The 13889-nt window shown below is 69.9% G+C and carries 13 protein-coding genes; 6 read left to right on the top strand and 7 right to left on the bottom strand.

Annotation, left to right across the window (positions count from 1 at the left end; all coding sequences use genetic code 11):
* Positions 1-983 precede the first annotated feature (983 nt).
* The 3 genes from ORI60_RS15640 to ORI60_RS15630 all read right to left on the bottom strand — a co-directional run bounded on the left by ORI60_RS15640 (position 984) and on the right by ORI60_RS15630 (position 2961).
* Complete coding sequence (locus ORI60_RS15640; protein ID WP_266037993.1) at positions 984-1256, bottom strand: GlsB/YeaQ/YmgE family stress response membrane protein; 273 nt, start codon at positions 1254-1256, stop codon at positions 984-986.
* 63 nt (positions 1257-1319) lie between these two features.
* Positions 1320-1802, bottom strand: coding sequence for a hypothetical protein (locus ORI60_RS15635; RefSeq protein ID WP_266037992.1), 483 nt, complete (start codon positions 1800-1802; stop codon positions 1320-1322).
* Positions 1803-1896: 94 nt separating this feature from the next.
* The gene (locus ORI60_RS15630) at positions 1897-2961 is read right to left on the bottom strand and encodes a DUF2786 domain-containing protein (RefSeq protein ID WP_266037991.1); all 1065 of its coding nucleotides are present in this window, start codon (positions 2959-2961) and stop codon (positions 1897-1899) included.
* A gap of 62 nt (positions 2962-3023) precedes the next feature.
* On the opposite strand from ORI60_RS15630, the gene folP reads away from it, so the two are divergent.
* Genes folP through ORI60_RS15615 form a run of 3 tightly spaced genes read left to right on the top strand, consistent with a single transcriptional unit; the run spans position 3024 to position 5134 of the window.
* Positions 3024-3848, top strand: coding sequence for a dihydropteroate synthase (gene folP, locus ORI60_RS15625; RefSeq protein WP_266037990.1), 825 nt, complete (start codon positions 3024-3026; stop codon positions 3846-3848).
* Between the two features lie 14 nt (positions 3849-3862).
* Positions 3863-4801: a hypothetical protein gene (locus ORI60_RS15620; protein WP_266037983.1), complete on the top strand. Its 939-nt coding sequence runs from the start codon at positions 3863-3865 to the stop codon at positions 4799-4801.
* Positions 4802-4849: 48 nt separating this feature from the next.
* Entirely contained in the window at positions 4850-5134 is a 285-nt protein-coding gene (locus ORI60_RS15615; protein WP_266037982.1) for a hypothetical protein, read from the top strand.
* Here ORI60_RS15615 and ORI60_RS15610 read toward each other — a convergent pair.
* The gene (locus ORI60_RS15610) at positions 5091-5558 is read right to left on the bottom strand and encodes a cytochrome P450 (protein WP_266037981.1); all 468 of its coding nucleotides are present in this window, start codon (positions 5556-5558) and stop codon (positions 5091-5093) included. The genes ORI60_RS15615 and ORI60_RS15610 overlap by 44 nt on opposite strands.
* A gap of 217 nt (positions 5559-5775) precedes the next feature.
* Here ORI60_RS15610 and ORI60_RS15605 point away from each other — a divergent pair, with 217 nt between their 5' ends.
* From ORI60_RS15605 to ORI60_RS15595, 3 genes are read left to right on the top strand one after another with little or no spacing between them, the layout of a single operon-like run.
* Positions 5776-5940 (top strand): response regulator transcription factor, encoded by a 165-nt coding sequence (locus ORI60_RS15605; RefSeq protein WP_266037979.1) that lies wholly within the window; start codon positions 5776-5778, stop codon positions 5938-5940.
* A gap of 32 nt (positions 5941-5972) precedes the next feature.
* Positions 5973-7121 carry an exonuclease domain-containing protein gene (locus ORI60_RS15600; protein WP_266037977.1) on the top strand — a complete coding sequence of 383 codons (1149 nt, stop codon included), beginning with the start codon at positions 5973-5975 and terminating at the stop codon, positions 7119-7121.
* Positions 7118-7624, top strand: a complete 507-nt coding sequence (locus ORI60_RS15595) for a hypothetical protein (protein WP_266037975.1) — start codon at positions 7118-7120, stop codon at positions 7622-7624. The genes ORI60_RS15600 and ORI60_RS15595 overlap by 4 nt, the downstream gene beginning before the upstream one ends.
* Here ORI60_RS15595 and ORI60_RS15590 read toward each other — a convergent pair.
* Genes ORI60_RS15590 through ORI60_RS15580 form a run of 3 tightly spaced genes read right to left on the bottom strand, consistent with a single transcriptional unit; the run spans position 7621 to position 13857 of the window.
* On the bottom strand, positions 7621-11394 hold the full coding sequence (locus ORI60_RS15590) for an SbcC/MukB-like Walker B domain-containing protein (protein WP_266037973.1): 3774 nt from the start codon (positions 11392-11394) through the stop codon (positions 7621-7623). The genes ORI60_RS15595 and ORI60_RS15590 overlap by 4 nt on opposite strands.
* Entirely contained in the window at positions 11387-12460 is a 1074-nt protein-coding gene (locus ORI60_RS15585) for a TIGR02678 family protein (protein WP_266037971.1), read from the bottom strand. The genes ORI60_RS15590 and ORI60_RS15585 overlap by 8 nt, the downstream gene beginning before the upstream one ends.
* Positions 12457-13857, bottom strand: coding sequence for a TIGR02677 family protein (locus ORI60_RS15580; RefSeq protein ID WP_266037970.1), 1401 nt, complete (start codon positions 13855-13857; stop codon positions 12457-12459). Before ORI60_RS15580 ends, ORI60_RS15585 begins: the two co-directional genes overlap by 4 nt.
* Positions 13858-13889 lie beyond the last annotated feature (32 nt).

Below are 13889 nucleotides of genomic sequence, written 5' to 3'. Positions count from 1 at the left end.
GGGCTGGCCGGTGCCGGTGCCGGTGCCGGTGCCGGTGGGCTGCTGGCTGTCGGCGGGTGAGTTCGCTGAGGGCCGCAGGTCAGCTGGCTGGTGGGTGGGTTGGCTGGCTGTCGGTGGGTGCGCTCTCCAAGGGACTGCGGGTCGGCTGGCGGTGTGGCCGGAGGGCGGGCTGCTGATGGTTGGGTGCGCCAGCGGCTGGTGGGCGGGCTGCTGGTGGGCGGGCGCTCCGGTGGCTGGTGGGCGGCTGACTGGGTGGGGGCACCTGAGTGGGCCGGTGACTGGCGGTGTGGCTGAATGCCGGTGAGTGGGCGCGTCGGCGGTTGGCGGGCAGGCTGACGCGGTGGTTGCTCTTGGTAGGTGGTGGGCTGGTTGATTGGCGGGACGGCTGGTGCCGGTGGGCTCGCTCAGTGCTGCAGGTCGACTGATGCGGTGGCCGGAGGGCTGGCTGCCGGTGGATGGGCTCGCTAGGGGCTGGGTCAGCTGTTGAGCCGGCCGGTGGTTGCCGGTGGCGGCTTGGGTTTGTTGGTCGGCTGGAGGCCGGGCTGGCGGCGTGTTGGCAGGTTGGCCGGTCAACGAGGCTTTTCGTTGTAGGGCTTGGACATCTGCTTAGGGCCGCAGCTCGCGTGCACTGCCCGTACTCCCGCGGCATGAGGTCGGGCGTGCGTTCAAGGGATGCGGTGGTTCGGGGTGGCGCTGCACGCCGAGGCCGTATGACCCGCTGAAGGCGGTGGCCTGCTCCGCCGCTCGGTGGGCAGCAGTCAACCGCGTATCAGGCTGCGGATCCGTTGGAAGCACTGGGATCCGGCGCGTTCAGGCGCGGGGAGGCAGTGCGGCGGGGAGTGAGACGCAGCCTGGAGAGGGCCGGTGGACCCGTTGGGTGCTGTGCGGTCCGGGCGCGGTGGCTTGGGGGCGCTCGGAGGGCTCGCGGCTCGGGTCTGTCGGCTGAGGGCGTGTGGGCGGCTGGGCCGCCCCTTGGCCTGGGGTCAGCGGAGGAGTTTCTGTTTGGAGCGGTTGGCCCACAGGGTCACGCCGGCGCCGGCGAGGCCCACCTGGAGAGCCAGTTCGATCCAGTCGATTCCCGGGGTGTTGGCCACGCCCAGGACCGTGGCCGCGGCGGTGCCCAGCAGGGCGGCGACGATGCCTACGAGGATGGTCGCCAGCAGCGACACGTGTTGCCTGCCCGGGACCACGAGGCGGCCCAGGCCGCCGATGATGGCTCCGAAGAGCAGCGCGGTGAACAAGCCGCCGATTTCCACTGTGTACCCCCTGGACTCTGGTGCGTTGCCCTTCCAGGGTCCGCCGGGCGCAGGGGCCGCGAATCAGGTCTTTCCCTGACTGCTCCCTGAACTCGCCCCTAGGAGCACGGCGGCTGTGGCGGAGAGTTCGCGGCCCGGCACGTCCGGGTCGCAGCCCACCCTGGCGAGGCGGGCGCGGATGGCCGTGGGGGAGCGCTCCATGGCGTCGGCCAGGGACCTGATCAGCTTCGGGGAGTCGGTCTCGGACGCGGTGAGCCAGGCGGTGCGCAGGTCGGTGTCGAGGGCTTCGGTCCAGGGCTGGTTGGCGTTCGCGTGGCGGGACGGGCGGCTGCGCAGGCGCGTGTGGGCGCTCAGCACCCGCGCGAGGAGCTTGCCGACCGTGACGCCGCCCTCTACCGGCAGGCGCAGGCGGCCGTCCGCGACCACCTCGCCCGAGTCGAGTGAGCCGAGCAGGTCGAGCACCACCGACTCGTCGGAGTCGGTCGTCGCGCTCAGCCGGTAGTGGACCTCGCCGAGCTTGATCTCGTTGTGGAAGGTGGATGTCATGGGGTCGACGTTAGGGAGGGGGTCTGACGGTTTTCCGGGGTGGCGCCCCTGGAGGCCTTTGTGGTGCCGGGAGTTCACCCGAAGGGGTGGAGGGCTACCCGGAGGTCACGGCGTTGCGGCCCGTCCCGATGTCGGCGGCGTCCGCGGCGGCACGTCCCGCGCCCCACCCGGCGGCTGACCGCACCGTGACGCGCGAGGTGCGCGTGCGCGTGAACATCTGCTCGAACAGCGTGTCCACGGCCTGCTTGCGGTCCGCGAGCACCGGCAGCAACCGCTCGTCCGAGGCGATCGGGTCGTCCGGCGCGGCGGGCGCGGACGCCACCGCCTCCAGCCGCTCCCCGATCCGCGACGCGTACGCCACCAGGAACGACTTCCGGAACGGCCGCGAGCGCGCCTCGCTGCCCTTGCCGGCCCGGCCGCCGACGGCGACCATCGCCCGTGTCGCCTGCACGAGCAGAGACGTCGACAGCAGCTCCACGCTCTCCAGGTCGACCTCGTCACCGACGAGAGCGATGAACCCGAACCCGTCGTAGGCCACCGCCCGCGACCGGAAGGCCTCCGACACCACGTGCACGAGCTGCGACTTCTCCTTGAAGTAGCTCTTGTCGAGCCACATCCGCCGCGACGTCGCCTGCGCGGGCAGGTCCGCGTCGAGCATCGCCCGCTCCAGCGCGTGCCGGTTCATCAGCTCCTGCGCCTTGGCCGACAGCGCCTCCGCCTCCTCGGGGAACGCCGTCGACTCGGCCTTCGCCAGCAGCCCGCGCACCCGGTTGAGCACCTTCGGGTCCAGCCCCGCGCGCACGGCCGACATCAGCACGTCACCCGGCAACGGCAGGATCTGCGGCAACGACGGCAACCGCCCGAGGAACTTCAGCAGTTCCGCGGCCGTGCGGTTCGCGTACGACAGCGTCTCGATGTGACGCGTCGCCCACGCCTCCAGCAGCGGCCCCTCCCACCACACCGAGGCGCCGATCTCGTCCAGCTGACGCTGCCACCGCGGATGCACCGTCGCCGGAGCATGCGGCGAACAGGACAAAGCGATCACGTCCACCACGAGAGAGGTAGCCGACTCATCGAGCGAACGCGACACCATCTCGCGCACGTCGTACGGCAGCCAGCCGCGCTGCCAGAGCGCGTCGACCGCTTTCACCAGTTCCACGCCACGCAGTATGAGACGTCCGCCATGTGCACAGGTCGGGGACCACCTGGTAGACACGGGATGTGATCGAGCTCCAGTTCCGCGGCCGGACCGTCGTCCGCGACCACGCGCTGGTGATGGCGATCATCAACCGCACCCCGGACTCGTTCTACGACAAGGGCGCCACCTACGCCGAGGACGTGGCCATGGAGGCCGTGCACCGCGTCGTGGACGAGGGCGCGGACATCGTGGACATCGGCGGCGTGAAAGCCGGCCCCGGCGATCTGGTCGACTCCGGTGAGGAAGTGCGCCGCGTCGTGCCGTTCATCACCCGCGTGCGCGACGCCTACCCGGATCTGGTCATCAGCAGCGACACCTGGCGCGCGGACGTCGGCCGGCTCGTCTGCGAGGCCGGTGCCGACCTGCTCAACGACACGTGGGCGGGCGCGGACCCGGAGCTGGCCGAGGTCGCCGCGGAGTACGGCGCCGGCTACGTCTGCTCGCACACGGGCGGTGCGGTACCCCGCACGCGTCCGCATAGGGTTAGTTACCCGAACCTCGTCGCGGACGTCATCGCGGAGACGACGGCGCGCGCGGAGAGGGTGGTCGCACTCGGTGTGCCTCGCAAGAGCGTGCTGATCGACCCCACACACGACTTCGGCAAGAACACATGGCACAGCCTCGCGCTGGTGCGGCACACGGACGAGCTGGTGGCGACCGGGTGGCCGGTGCTGATGGCTCTGTCCAACAAGGACTTCGTCGGGGAGACCCTCGGCGTGGAACTGCACGAGCGCGTCGAGGGCACCCTCGTCGCGACCGCGATCGCGGCGTTGGCGGGCGCCGCGGTCTTCCGCGCGCACGAAGTGGCGCGCACCAGACGAGTACTCGAGTCCGTCGCTCGACTCTGAGCTGGAGGTATCAGGTGGACGACGTCTTCGCCCGGTTTTCGGATGACCGGTGGGACGACTTCCTCGACGAACTCGACAAGATCCGCGTGAGCGTGGTGGATCCCGCGGAACGACAGCAGATGAAGGTCACCGCACGCCGTGACGCACGAGAAGCGGGCACTCAGCCGTTGCTCGTGCGGATGGCCCTCGCGGACCACTACCTGAACCTGCTCGCCATCGGCGTGTGGGCGGGCGACGAGAGCTGGCGCGCCGATCTGCGCGACCTGGTCGTCTCTCTCGTGCCCGCGGACGACGAGTCACATGACGACGCACTGCTGAGCTCTGTCATCGCCGTGGTGCTCGCACAGCTGCTGCAGGACGCACGCCTGCGCGGCGGCTCCGAGGCCGATGTCATCGCACGGTCGGCGTGGGAGAAGGCCCAGGAGTGGGCTGCCTACGCCGAGGACCGTCACGTGGAACGGCTCCTGCACGCCTCCACAGAGGCCGGTGCGCGCGTGGTGACGGCCTCCGAGGTCCAGGAGGTCATCGAGCTCGCCACTGCCGCGGCGGACGACCAGCACGCCGAAACGATCGCCGCACTGGAGACCGAGGGCTTCACCGCGGAGTTCATGAACGGCGTGTGGGTGGTGGAAGGCGAGTTCCGCAACGCGGTGCGGGCCGCTGCGCGCGCGATCACGCTCACGGGCCACGGCTGCGTTCTCGCGCGCAACATCCGGTCATCGGCTGTGATGTTGTGGCACGAGAACACGCTCGCCATGGCGGACTCGAAGGTGCCGCGCTGGCGCGTCTACCCGATGCTCGCGCCCGTTACGCCGCAATCGAAGTTTTCAGGTGGTGAAGGCCTGCCGTTCACCCGCGAGACGCACCCGTTGGCACCCGCTCCAGAAGTCGTGCGCCGGTTGGCGGACGCCGTTGGTGTCAACCTGTCCCATCTGCTGGCTGCATTGCGGTGAAAGGGTGATCTTTGACTTTCCGCAACCTCGACTCGTTATCTTGGTGTCATGCCCAGATTTGCCGAGTTCGATGTGGAAGGCCTGCGGAAATCCAGCGCCGTAGCGGACTTTCCCTGGTCAGAGACGTGGGTCACGTTGATCCGCGTCGATGCCAAGGGAGTTGTCCGGCAAGCCAAGTCGTTGACGGAGAAAGTGTCTTTGCTGACCGTGGCGTCGGACAAGGACCTCGTCATCGCGTCCTGTCCCGAGATTTACGCGGTCGACGACCTGTCGGCCGCCCGTGCCGCCGTCAAGGCTTCGGTCGCACGCGAAATGATCCCAAGCCTCGGATGAATGACTCCCTCCACTCGGGCTCAGCGGCGAGCGCGAGTTCAGGGAAACGCCTCAGGAGCGTTCCGAACGCGATCTCACCCTCGATGCGAGCCAGGCGCGCCCCCACGCAGTAGTGGACCCCGTGACCGAACGCGACGTGTGGGTCTCGGCCCAGCTGCAACACGTCCGGGTCGGAGTACCGGGACGGATTCCGGTTCGCCGCCCCTGGTGAGACGGTGACCTGCGAGGCTTTCGGAATCGTGACCCCTCCGATCACCACGTCGGACGTGGCGACGCGACCCACCCCCAACGCGAGCAGGCCGTTGCCGATGAGCTGCACGGTCGTCTCGTGTCCTGCTGTGATGAGCAGCACAAGGGTGGTCACGAGGTTCGGTTCGTCGCGAAGCTCGGTGATGACGTCGTCACCGGGCTCCTTGATGGCCACCAGGCGTTCGGCGTACGCGGCCAACCTGCCGTACGCCTCGGCCGTGGTCGCCGGTGCGAGCCGCCGGAAACATGTTGCTGCTCGAAGCACGGCGTCTGCTGGGAGAGGCACGGCCCACGCATCCGTTCGCGCGGCTCTGCGAACTCGCTTACGTGGAGGCGTTGCTGGGCAACGACTCCGCGGCGCTGGAAGAGGTGGCCGCTCGGTTCGAGGAGGCGTGCTGGCCGCACGAGGACTCACGAACAAGGAGATCGCCGAGTCGTTGGTGATCTCCGTGCGGACCGTCGACAACCACCTGTCCAACACCTACGTGAAGCTCGGGATCGCGACCCGCGGCGAACTCGCGTTGGTCCTAACGGATGACCTCGGCGGTCAGGGATAACGCCCGGCACGGGTCCGAACGACAGGTCCGGCATGAGCAACGGGTACGCGGTCGCCGACGTCGAGACCACCGGGCTTTCGCCTGGTCAGCGCCACCGGGTGATCGAGGTCGCGGTCGTGCACCTCGACGCCTCCGGCCGCCGGACCGACGAGTGGTGCACACTGGTGAACCCTCGCCGCGACCTCGGTGCCCAGCACGTGCACGGCATCAGCGCCGCGGACGCCCGCCGCGCGCCCGAGTTCGCCGGGATCGCTGGTGAGCTCGCCGCGAGGCTGTCGGGACGGGTCCTCGTCGCGCACAACCTGTCGTTCGACCTGCGGTTCCTGCAGGCCGAGTTCGCGCGGCTCGGCCACGAGCTCTCCGCCCCGGCCGGGCTGTGCACGATGAACCTCGCGACTCGTCACCTGGGCGCGTCGTCGCGGTCGCTCGCCGCGTGCTGCGAGGCGGCCGGCGTCCCGATGGGCACCGCGCACTCCGCACTGCACGACGCGCGCGCGTCCGCCGGGCTGCTGGCGCGGTGCCTGGACCGCATCGGGCACGTGGAACCGGTGCGGCTGACCGTGCCGCGGACCGTGAACGCGTTCGCCGTGCAACGCAGCCACGCGCACGGAACCGAACAGCACTTCCTGGCCAAGCTCGTGCGCCTGCTTCCCCGCGTGGAGACGGCGTCGGGTGACGAGTACCTCGACGTGCTCGACCGTGCGCTGGTCGACCGGCACCTGTCGCACGAGGAGCAGGAAGAGCTGGTCGAGGTGGCTCGTGCGCTCGACCTGAGCCTGCCGCAGGTGATGGAGCTGCACCGCGGTTACCTCGCCGCCCTGGCGGACGCCGCCTGGGAGGACGGCCGGGTGACCGCGGACGAGGAGGCCGACCTGCGCCTGGTCGCGTCGTTGCTGGGCGTGGAGGTCGCCGGTGCGCTGCGCCGGCCGGTCCGACTATCGCCGGGGGATCCCGTCGTGTTCACCGGTGAGATGCGCGAGCCCCGGGACGTGTGGGAGAGCCGGGCGCTGTCCGCCGGGCTCACCGTGAAGGCGGGCGTGACGAAGAAGACGGCGGTGGTGATCGCGGCGGACCCGGACTCCATGTCGGGCAAGGCGGACAAGGCGCGCAACTACGGGATTCCGATCGTGTCCGAGGACCTGTTCGCCGGGTTGCTCGGGCAGTTGAGCGGGTCGGCGTGAACGCCGTGGACCGGGTGGCCGAGCTCCTCCGGGAACGCAACCGCATCGACGCCGAGCTGTCGTCGTGCATCGGGCGACCGGCGTTGACCGGGCACCTCGGCGAGTGGATCGCCGCCAAGGTCTTCGGCATCGCTCTGGAGACGTCCAGAGGCATCAACGGCAGGTTCCGCGACGGCCGGACGGTGGACGTGAAGTGGTACCCGAAGCGGGAAGGGCTGTTGGACCTGAAGCAGGAGGGGCCGGACCTGTACCTGGTGCTGGCCGGGCCCAAGGTGCCTCCGGCCAGCTCTCGCGGCACGACGAGACCGTTGGTCATCGACGCCGTGTACCTGTTCGACGCCGCCGCCATCGTGGCGGCGCTACGCGCGCGTGGACGCAGGATCGGCACCGCGTCCAGCGTGCGCGCTGAGCTTTGGGAGGCCGCGGAGATCTATCCGCGGCACAACCCGTCGTTCCCCCTCACTTCCGAACAACGCGAACAGCTGGCGTTGTTCGGAAGCTAGTCATCAGCCGTGAGGCTGTGCCCGTCCCACGTGAAGCGCACGGTCGTCACGGCGTCGTCCCCGTCCGTGCCGGTCGTGAGCTGGTGGATGGCGATGCCGGTCAGCTCCCGGTAGTCGCACCACTCGTGGTCCGACGTGAGCACCAGGTCGAGGTCGAAGTTGACCAGCAGTTCCAGCAGCTGGCCCCGGTTGGTGGCGTCGACGCCGACGAAGACCTCGTCCAGCAGGATCAGGCGGGGTGCGGTCGGGGTGGCGTGGTAGTGCGCGGCCGCCGCGGCGAACAGCGGGAGGTGCAGCACGATGGCCTTCTCGCCACCGGACAACGCGCCGTGCACGCGTTTGGTGACCGGGACCCAGCCTTCGCCTCGGTCCACCTTCACGACGAACTGGTGCCACGTCGTGTAGTCGAGAACCTGGGCCAGTTGTTGTTCCCAGCCCGTGGCGGAGTCGTGTGCGCGTGCTTCTTCCACGCGCTCGCGGAAGAACTGGTGCAGCAACGCGCGTTCGTCGTCGTTGAGGTCTGAACGCAGCAGCAGGTCGCGAGCCTCTCGCGTGCCCGGCGGCAGCTGGGGATCGACCTGCCAGTCGAGCTGCACGCGGATGCCGGAGGCGGTCTGGACGCGCTCCAGGTGCTGGTTCATGGTGACGACGAGTTCGGACGCGCCCTGGATGCGCTGGGCGATGTGCCTTCGGGTGTCGCCGGTCAGGGTCTGGTCGAAGAGGTCGCGTTCGCCGTCCGTGATGTGGGAGCGCACGCGGTCGCGTTCGGCTTGCAGCGTTTCAAGCAGGGCGTGCGCACCCATGCGCGCGCCGTCCAGCGTTGCGGTGAGCACGGTGACGTCGTCGTCGGGGTCGAGCGACAGGTGGATGCGTCCGGCCAGCTGGTGCTGCGCCTCGTGCACGGCGGCGCCGAGACGGGACTCGGAGTCGCGGATCAGGCGCGGGTCCACCGGTTCGTCGGGCACCTCACCGGCGTCCGCGGGCAGGTGGCCGCTGGTCAGGTGCCGGTAGCGGGCTTCGGCCGCCTCGTGCACGACCGCGGCTTCCGCGGCGCGCGCGGTGTCGCCCTTGCGCTTCTCCTCCAACGTTCCGAGTGTGCGCGCCAGGCCCGTTTGCTTGTCCTGCAGCAGTTCGCGTTCCTCGGCGATCGCGAGAGCCTTGGCGCGCAACGAGATGAGCTGCTGGTCCAGTGCCTGGAACTCGGAGCCCGCGGCACGTTCGACGGTCTCCAGCGTGATGGCGAGGTCGGCGGCCTCCTGCTGGCGGGCGGCCGTCGTCTCCTCGGCCTCGTCGGCCAGCGCGCTGCTCGTCGAGGCGCGGGTGCCGGCCTCGACCGACAGCGCCTCGGTGGCGAACGCGTCGTGGCGGTCGTCCAGCCAGCGGTGGGCCGCGGTGGCGAACGCCGCCAGCGCGTCCGCGTCCGGGACGTCGGTGGTGGCGGGGTGCTGGGCGACGACGGCCTCGGCCTCGGCCACCCGCTGGGCGGCGGCCGCGACGGCGTCCTTCCTCGCCGCGCAACGCAACTGCGCCTTGGTCCGCTGCTCCTCGGCGATCTCGATCGGGTCGGTCGAGGGCTGCCTCGCCAGTTCGCCGGCGAGCGTGGCGCGGCGCACGGCGATCTGGTTCAGCGCGGCGTCCACACCGGACAGGTCGGTGGCGAGCTGCTCGATCAGGCCGGTCAGTTCGGCGATCCGCCCCGCGCGGGCCCGTTTGCGGGCGTCCGCGCCGATGTAGGTGGGGAAGTCCTTGGTCCAGCGGCCGTGCGCGCTGGCCAGGCGCCACGTCCCGTCCGCGCCGATCGCGACGGCGTGACCGGTGGCCGTGTCGCCGAACGCGACGCTCTCCAGGAACCGGCGACAGCGCTCGTCATCGGTGACGAGCACCTCCAGCAGCGAGTAGCCGGCGGCGGGAGGCGCCAGCGACGGTTCGGCGAAGCGGTCCTGGTGCAGCAGGCCGAACGAGCTGTCCGGCGTGATCCACGCGTCGAGCAGGCCCGACGCCTCCAACGCCGCCTCGACCGCACCACGCACGGGCAGCGGTGTGCCGGGGCGGAAGTCGACCAGACGCCACAGAGGGGCGCCCACGGCGTGAGCGCGGTACTCGTCGCCACGCGTGTACGGCGCGGGCGGAGGCACGTCGACCTGGTTGGCGAGCTTCTCGCGGATGGCGTTGTACTGCGAGAGCTGGCCGTTCAACGCCGTGCGCGTCTCCTCCAGACGCGCTTCGATGCGGCTGAACTCCTCACGTGCGCGCGCGGCGGCCTCGACGACCTCGCCGTGCTCGGACACGTTCAGCTCAGAACAGCCGTGCGCCCACGTGTCGAAGTCCGCGCGGAACTTCGCAAACGCTTGCTCGAACGTCCGCTGCGCCGCGGCTTCCGCTTCCGTGGCGAGTTCGAGCTCGTCACGAGTTTCCTCAAGCCGTTGGCGTGCGGCATTGCGTGCGTCTACGGCTTTCTCGTGCGCGGCGACGGCACGACTGATCGCGTTGATCTCGGTGGACCGCGACTCGATGGCGGCGGTGAGCAGCTGACGGCCCGACCGCGCGTCGGCGTGCGACTCGATCTCCTCGAACACCGACGGCATGCCCGCCTGCTCGGCGGCTTCCCGTGCGATCACGGCGGAGCGTCGCAGCTCATCGGCGCGTGCGGCCGCATCGGACTTGGCCTGCTCCGCACGTTCCTCGTCGGCAACGGCACGCGCGCGGAGTTTCACGGCGTGTGCGGAGGCCTCCGAAGCGCGCAGGTTCGCGGCGGAAAGCTGCTGCCGCAACAGGTCGAGCTGCTTGCCCTCCTGGTACGCGGGCAGGTCGGAGATGCCGGAGATCTCCGCGTCGACCGCGCTCGCCTCCCGGCCCAGCGCCGCGAGCTGCTCGAACGCCTCGTCGGTCAGCGTGATCTGCCGCTGGTAGCGGTGTTCGCTCATCCGCGCGGCCCGCGTCAGGTCCTCGAGCTGCTCGGTCGCCGACTCCAGCGCCCGTGCGGCCACCCCGAGAACGCGCTGGGCGTAGACGCGCTGCACGTCCGCGAGCCGTTCGGCGGTGGTGATCTCCTCGTCGAGCCGCCGCAGGTCCTCGCGCTGGCGGTCGAGCCGTTCGAACCCCTCGGCGATCTCGGTCAGGTCGGACTGGTCCAGCGGCGGAAGTGCCTTGGACAGCAACGAGGACAGCACGCCCGGATCGAGCCGCTCGGACAGCTTCGGCGTGCGCAGCTGCAACAGCGCGGTGATCAGCGAGTCGTACCGTTGCTCGCTCACGCCGGGGAACAACGTCGTCCGCACCGTGTGGCGGTAATCGGCCGGTGAGGCGTGCACGACGCCGTGGTCACCGATCGCGGCGGCGAGATCGGTCTTGGTCAACGGGCGTCCGGCCTCGTTCACCAGTGCCAGATCGCCGATCCGGAGCGACGTGGTGAAGTACGTGGCGATGACGTTCGTCGTGTTCGTGGTGGCCTGAAGGCGCGCACCGCACGTGAACCACTGCTCGCCGTGCTGGAACTCCAGCCACACGTACCCGACGCGCGTGCTGCCCTGGTTGCCCTCGCCCATGAGGTTCCAGTGCATCGTGCGGTCCGCGCTGCCGAACGTCGACAGCCGGTGCGGACGCAGGTTCGCGTCGAATAGGTACGGCAGCAGCAGCTCGAGCGCCTTCGACTTGCCCGTGCCGTTGGGACCCCTGAGCAGCAGTCTGCCCTGGTAGAACGAGAAGATCTCGTCGTAGTAGCGCCAGACGTTGATGATGCCGGCGCGGCTCGGTTGCCACCGGTCAGTCATTGAGCTCCTCGACCGCGTACCTGGCTGCGGCGGGCAGCCTGTGAACGGTGCCGTTCTCCGTGCGTGCGAGCCCGAACGCCTCCAGCAGCTCGAGCGCGTCCGCCGCGAGCCTGCCCGCGCCACCGTCCGACTGGTAGGCCTTGGCCCAGGTGCGGAACTTCGTGAGCAGCTCGCGTACTTCTTCTACCAGGTCCTCCGTGGTGGCCGGACCCTGTGCCAACCGGTCGAGCAACAACAACGCGGCGACCTTCGCGTGGTTGTCGTCGTCCGGAAACCTCGTGTCCGTGGCGATCGCGTCGGCGTCGACCACGAGATAACCCTCTGCGCGTTCCTCCAGCGTGCATCCGGCGAGCCGGATGCCCGTCTGGACGACCTTGCGCCCGGCGGGGGCCGTCAGGAACGCGAGCTGGTTCGCGTTCAGATCTTCCTTGTACAGCACCGGGTCGTCGATGAGCCTGCGCATCACGGAGTGGCGCTGCCACAGGCTGCGGTGCGCGGTGTCGTAACGGGTCTCGCGGGTCAGTCCGGCGATCGTGTCCACTGTGGAGGGCGGCACCGGTGCGGCCAGCAGGCGGGTGATGAGCGTCGGATCCGCGCGGACGTGCTCGCCGGTCTCGACGGCGCCGTGCTCCTCGAGGAACGTCAGGACGTCGTTGAACGCGTTGCGGTCGCTGCGCCTGGCCGGGTCGAACTGGATGCCGTCTTCGGCGGCGGCCTGTCTCGTGCGGGTGGTCAGCTCGTCGAGCGTGCACACCGGCGTCGCCAGCAGCTCCGCGCACACCAGACACAGCAGCGTGTAGCGCCGCCGGTCGAACGCCGGCCGCGTGCGGTCAGGCCGTTGCGTCACCTTGAAGAGGCGCGCGTACCCGGCCCGCGGCTCGACGACCACACGCCAGCCGCAGTAGTAGTCGAACCACTTCGTGATCGGCTCGCGGCGCCTCCGGATGAGGTCGAAGCCGTCGGGGTCCTGCGTCGCGGTCAGCAACGGCCGCGCGAGCAGCAGACGAACGCCACGCGCCACCTCTTCGCTCTCCAGCCGTGCGAGCTGGTTCCCCGTGCGGCTCATCGGCTCTGCACGTCGATCACGTAGTCGGGCCCGCTCAGCGTGCCCTTCTGGGTGGTCATGGTCGCCCAGCCGCGCGCGTTGCGCAGGTTGATCTGCATCCGCCCGTCGCTCGTGCCGGCCGTGCGCGTGCCGGTGCTGTCCGGATCGCTGCCCAGCGCCCTGCCGACCAGGTCGATCAGCCGGTGGAAGGTGTCGTGGTCGAGGTTGGTGAGCGTGGAGATCCGGATCGCCCCGTCGGTCTGGATCTGCGACCACGCGTACTCGAGCTCGGCGCGTTCCCTCTCCGCCTGCTCGCGGCGGTTGCGGCGCACCTCGTCGACGTTGCGGACCTTGCCGGTGGCACCGATGTGCTCCTGCTTCCCGGTCGCGCGCAGCTGCGGTGACACGGGCACCGGCGGCGTGTTGTGCCACGCCTCGCCGCTCGGTAGCAGCTCCCCGTCGGCGTGCGCGAGGTGCGCGTGCCTGGCAGGCCACAACCCGAACGCGGCGTTGAACAGCTCGTGCGCCTCGTCCTCGGTCTCGGTCCGCGCGAACCACCGAGCGAGCGCCCGGAAGTCGGCCGCGGTGTTCGTGGGCTTCTTGCGCTGTTCACTGATCCGGTCGAGCACCCGCAGCAACTGCACGATCGCCTTGCGCGACACGTCCTGCAGCTCCTCGACGCGCGGCGGGTTGTCGCAGAACCAGACGCGCAGGCTGCTCCAGTTCTCCTTGCGCTGCTGCATCCACTGGTCGTGGACGAGCCCGGCACCGCTGCGCGCGCGTTCGAGCAGCTCGGCGGAGTCGATGGCTTGGACGGCCTCGCGGATCCTCACCTTGCGCGCGTCCAGGTCCGCGATGAAGTCGCGCAGGTAGGTGACCGTCGTGCGCTTGACGTCCTGGAACGTGGCCAGGTCGGCCTGGTCGTCCCTCAACAGCCTCTGCAGGTCGGCGTTGAACCGCGTCGTACCGGTTTTGAACGTTTCCAGGTGGCCTTCGAGCTGGGTGAGCGTGGTGAAGGTCCGGCGCTCGTCCAACGGCTCTTCGAGCTCGTCCAGGTGGGCCGCGATGGCGTCGAGCACGGCGGTCTGCAGCGCGCCGTCGGTCGTGAGGATGTGGACGGCGTGCCGGATGCCGGCGTACGCGGCCTCACCGGGTTTCGTCAGGCCGTACCGGTGCTGCGAGGCGTCGAGCAGGCCCCATCCACGCAGAGCAGTGAGGGACGCGGTGAGCTCCTCGTCCGTCACCTGCTCGGACCAGCCGACGCTGCGCAGCCGTTGCTGCACGTCATCGGCGGTGAGGACGGTCTGCAGGCACTCGTTCGCCACCCCGAACACGCGCATCACCGCAGTGTGCAGCTCCGCCTGGTCGGTCGTGGTGAAGCGGAACAGGTCCGCGGGCACCGGTGGAAACGTCGTCACCTGTGCCACCGTAGCTTGTCGGAGTAGGGCTT

The organism is Lentzea sp. NEAU-D7 (assembly GCF_026242055.1).
Taxonomy (GTDB): Bacteria; Actinomycetota; Actinomycetes; order Mycobacteriales; family Pseudonocardiaceae; genus Lentzea.
Note: the sequence above shows the minus strand (reverse complement) of the source record. Positions and strands in the feature narration are given on the sequence as shown.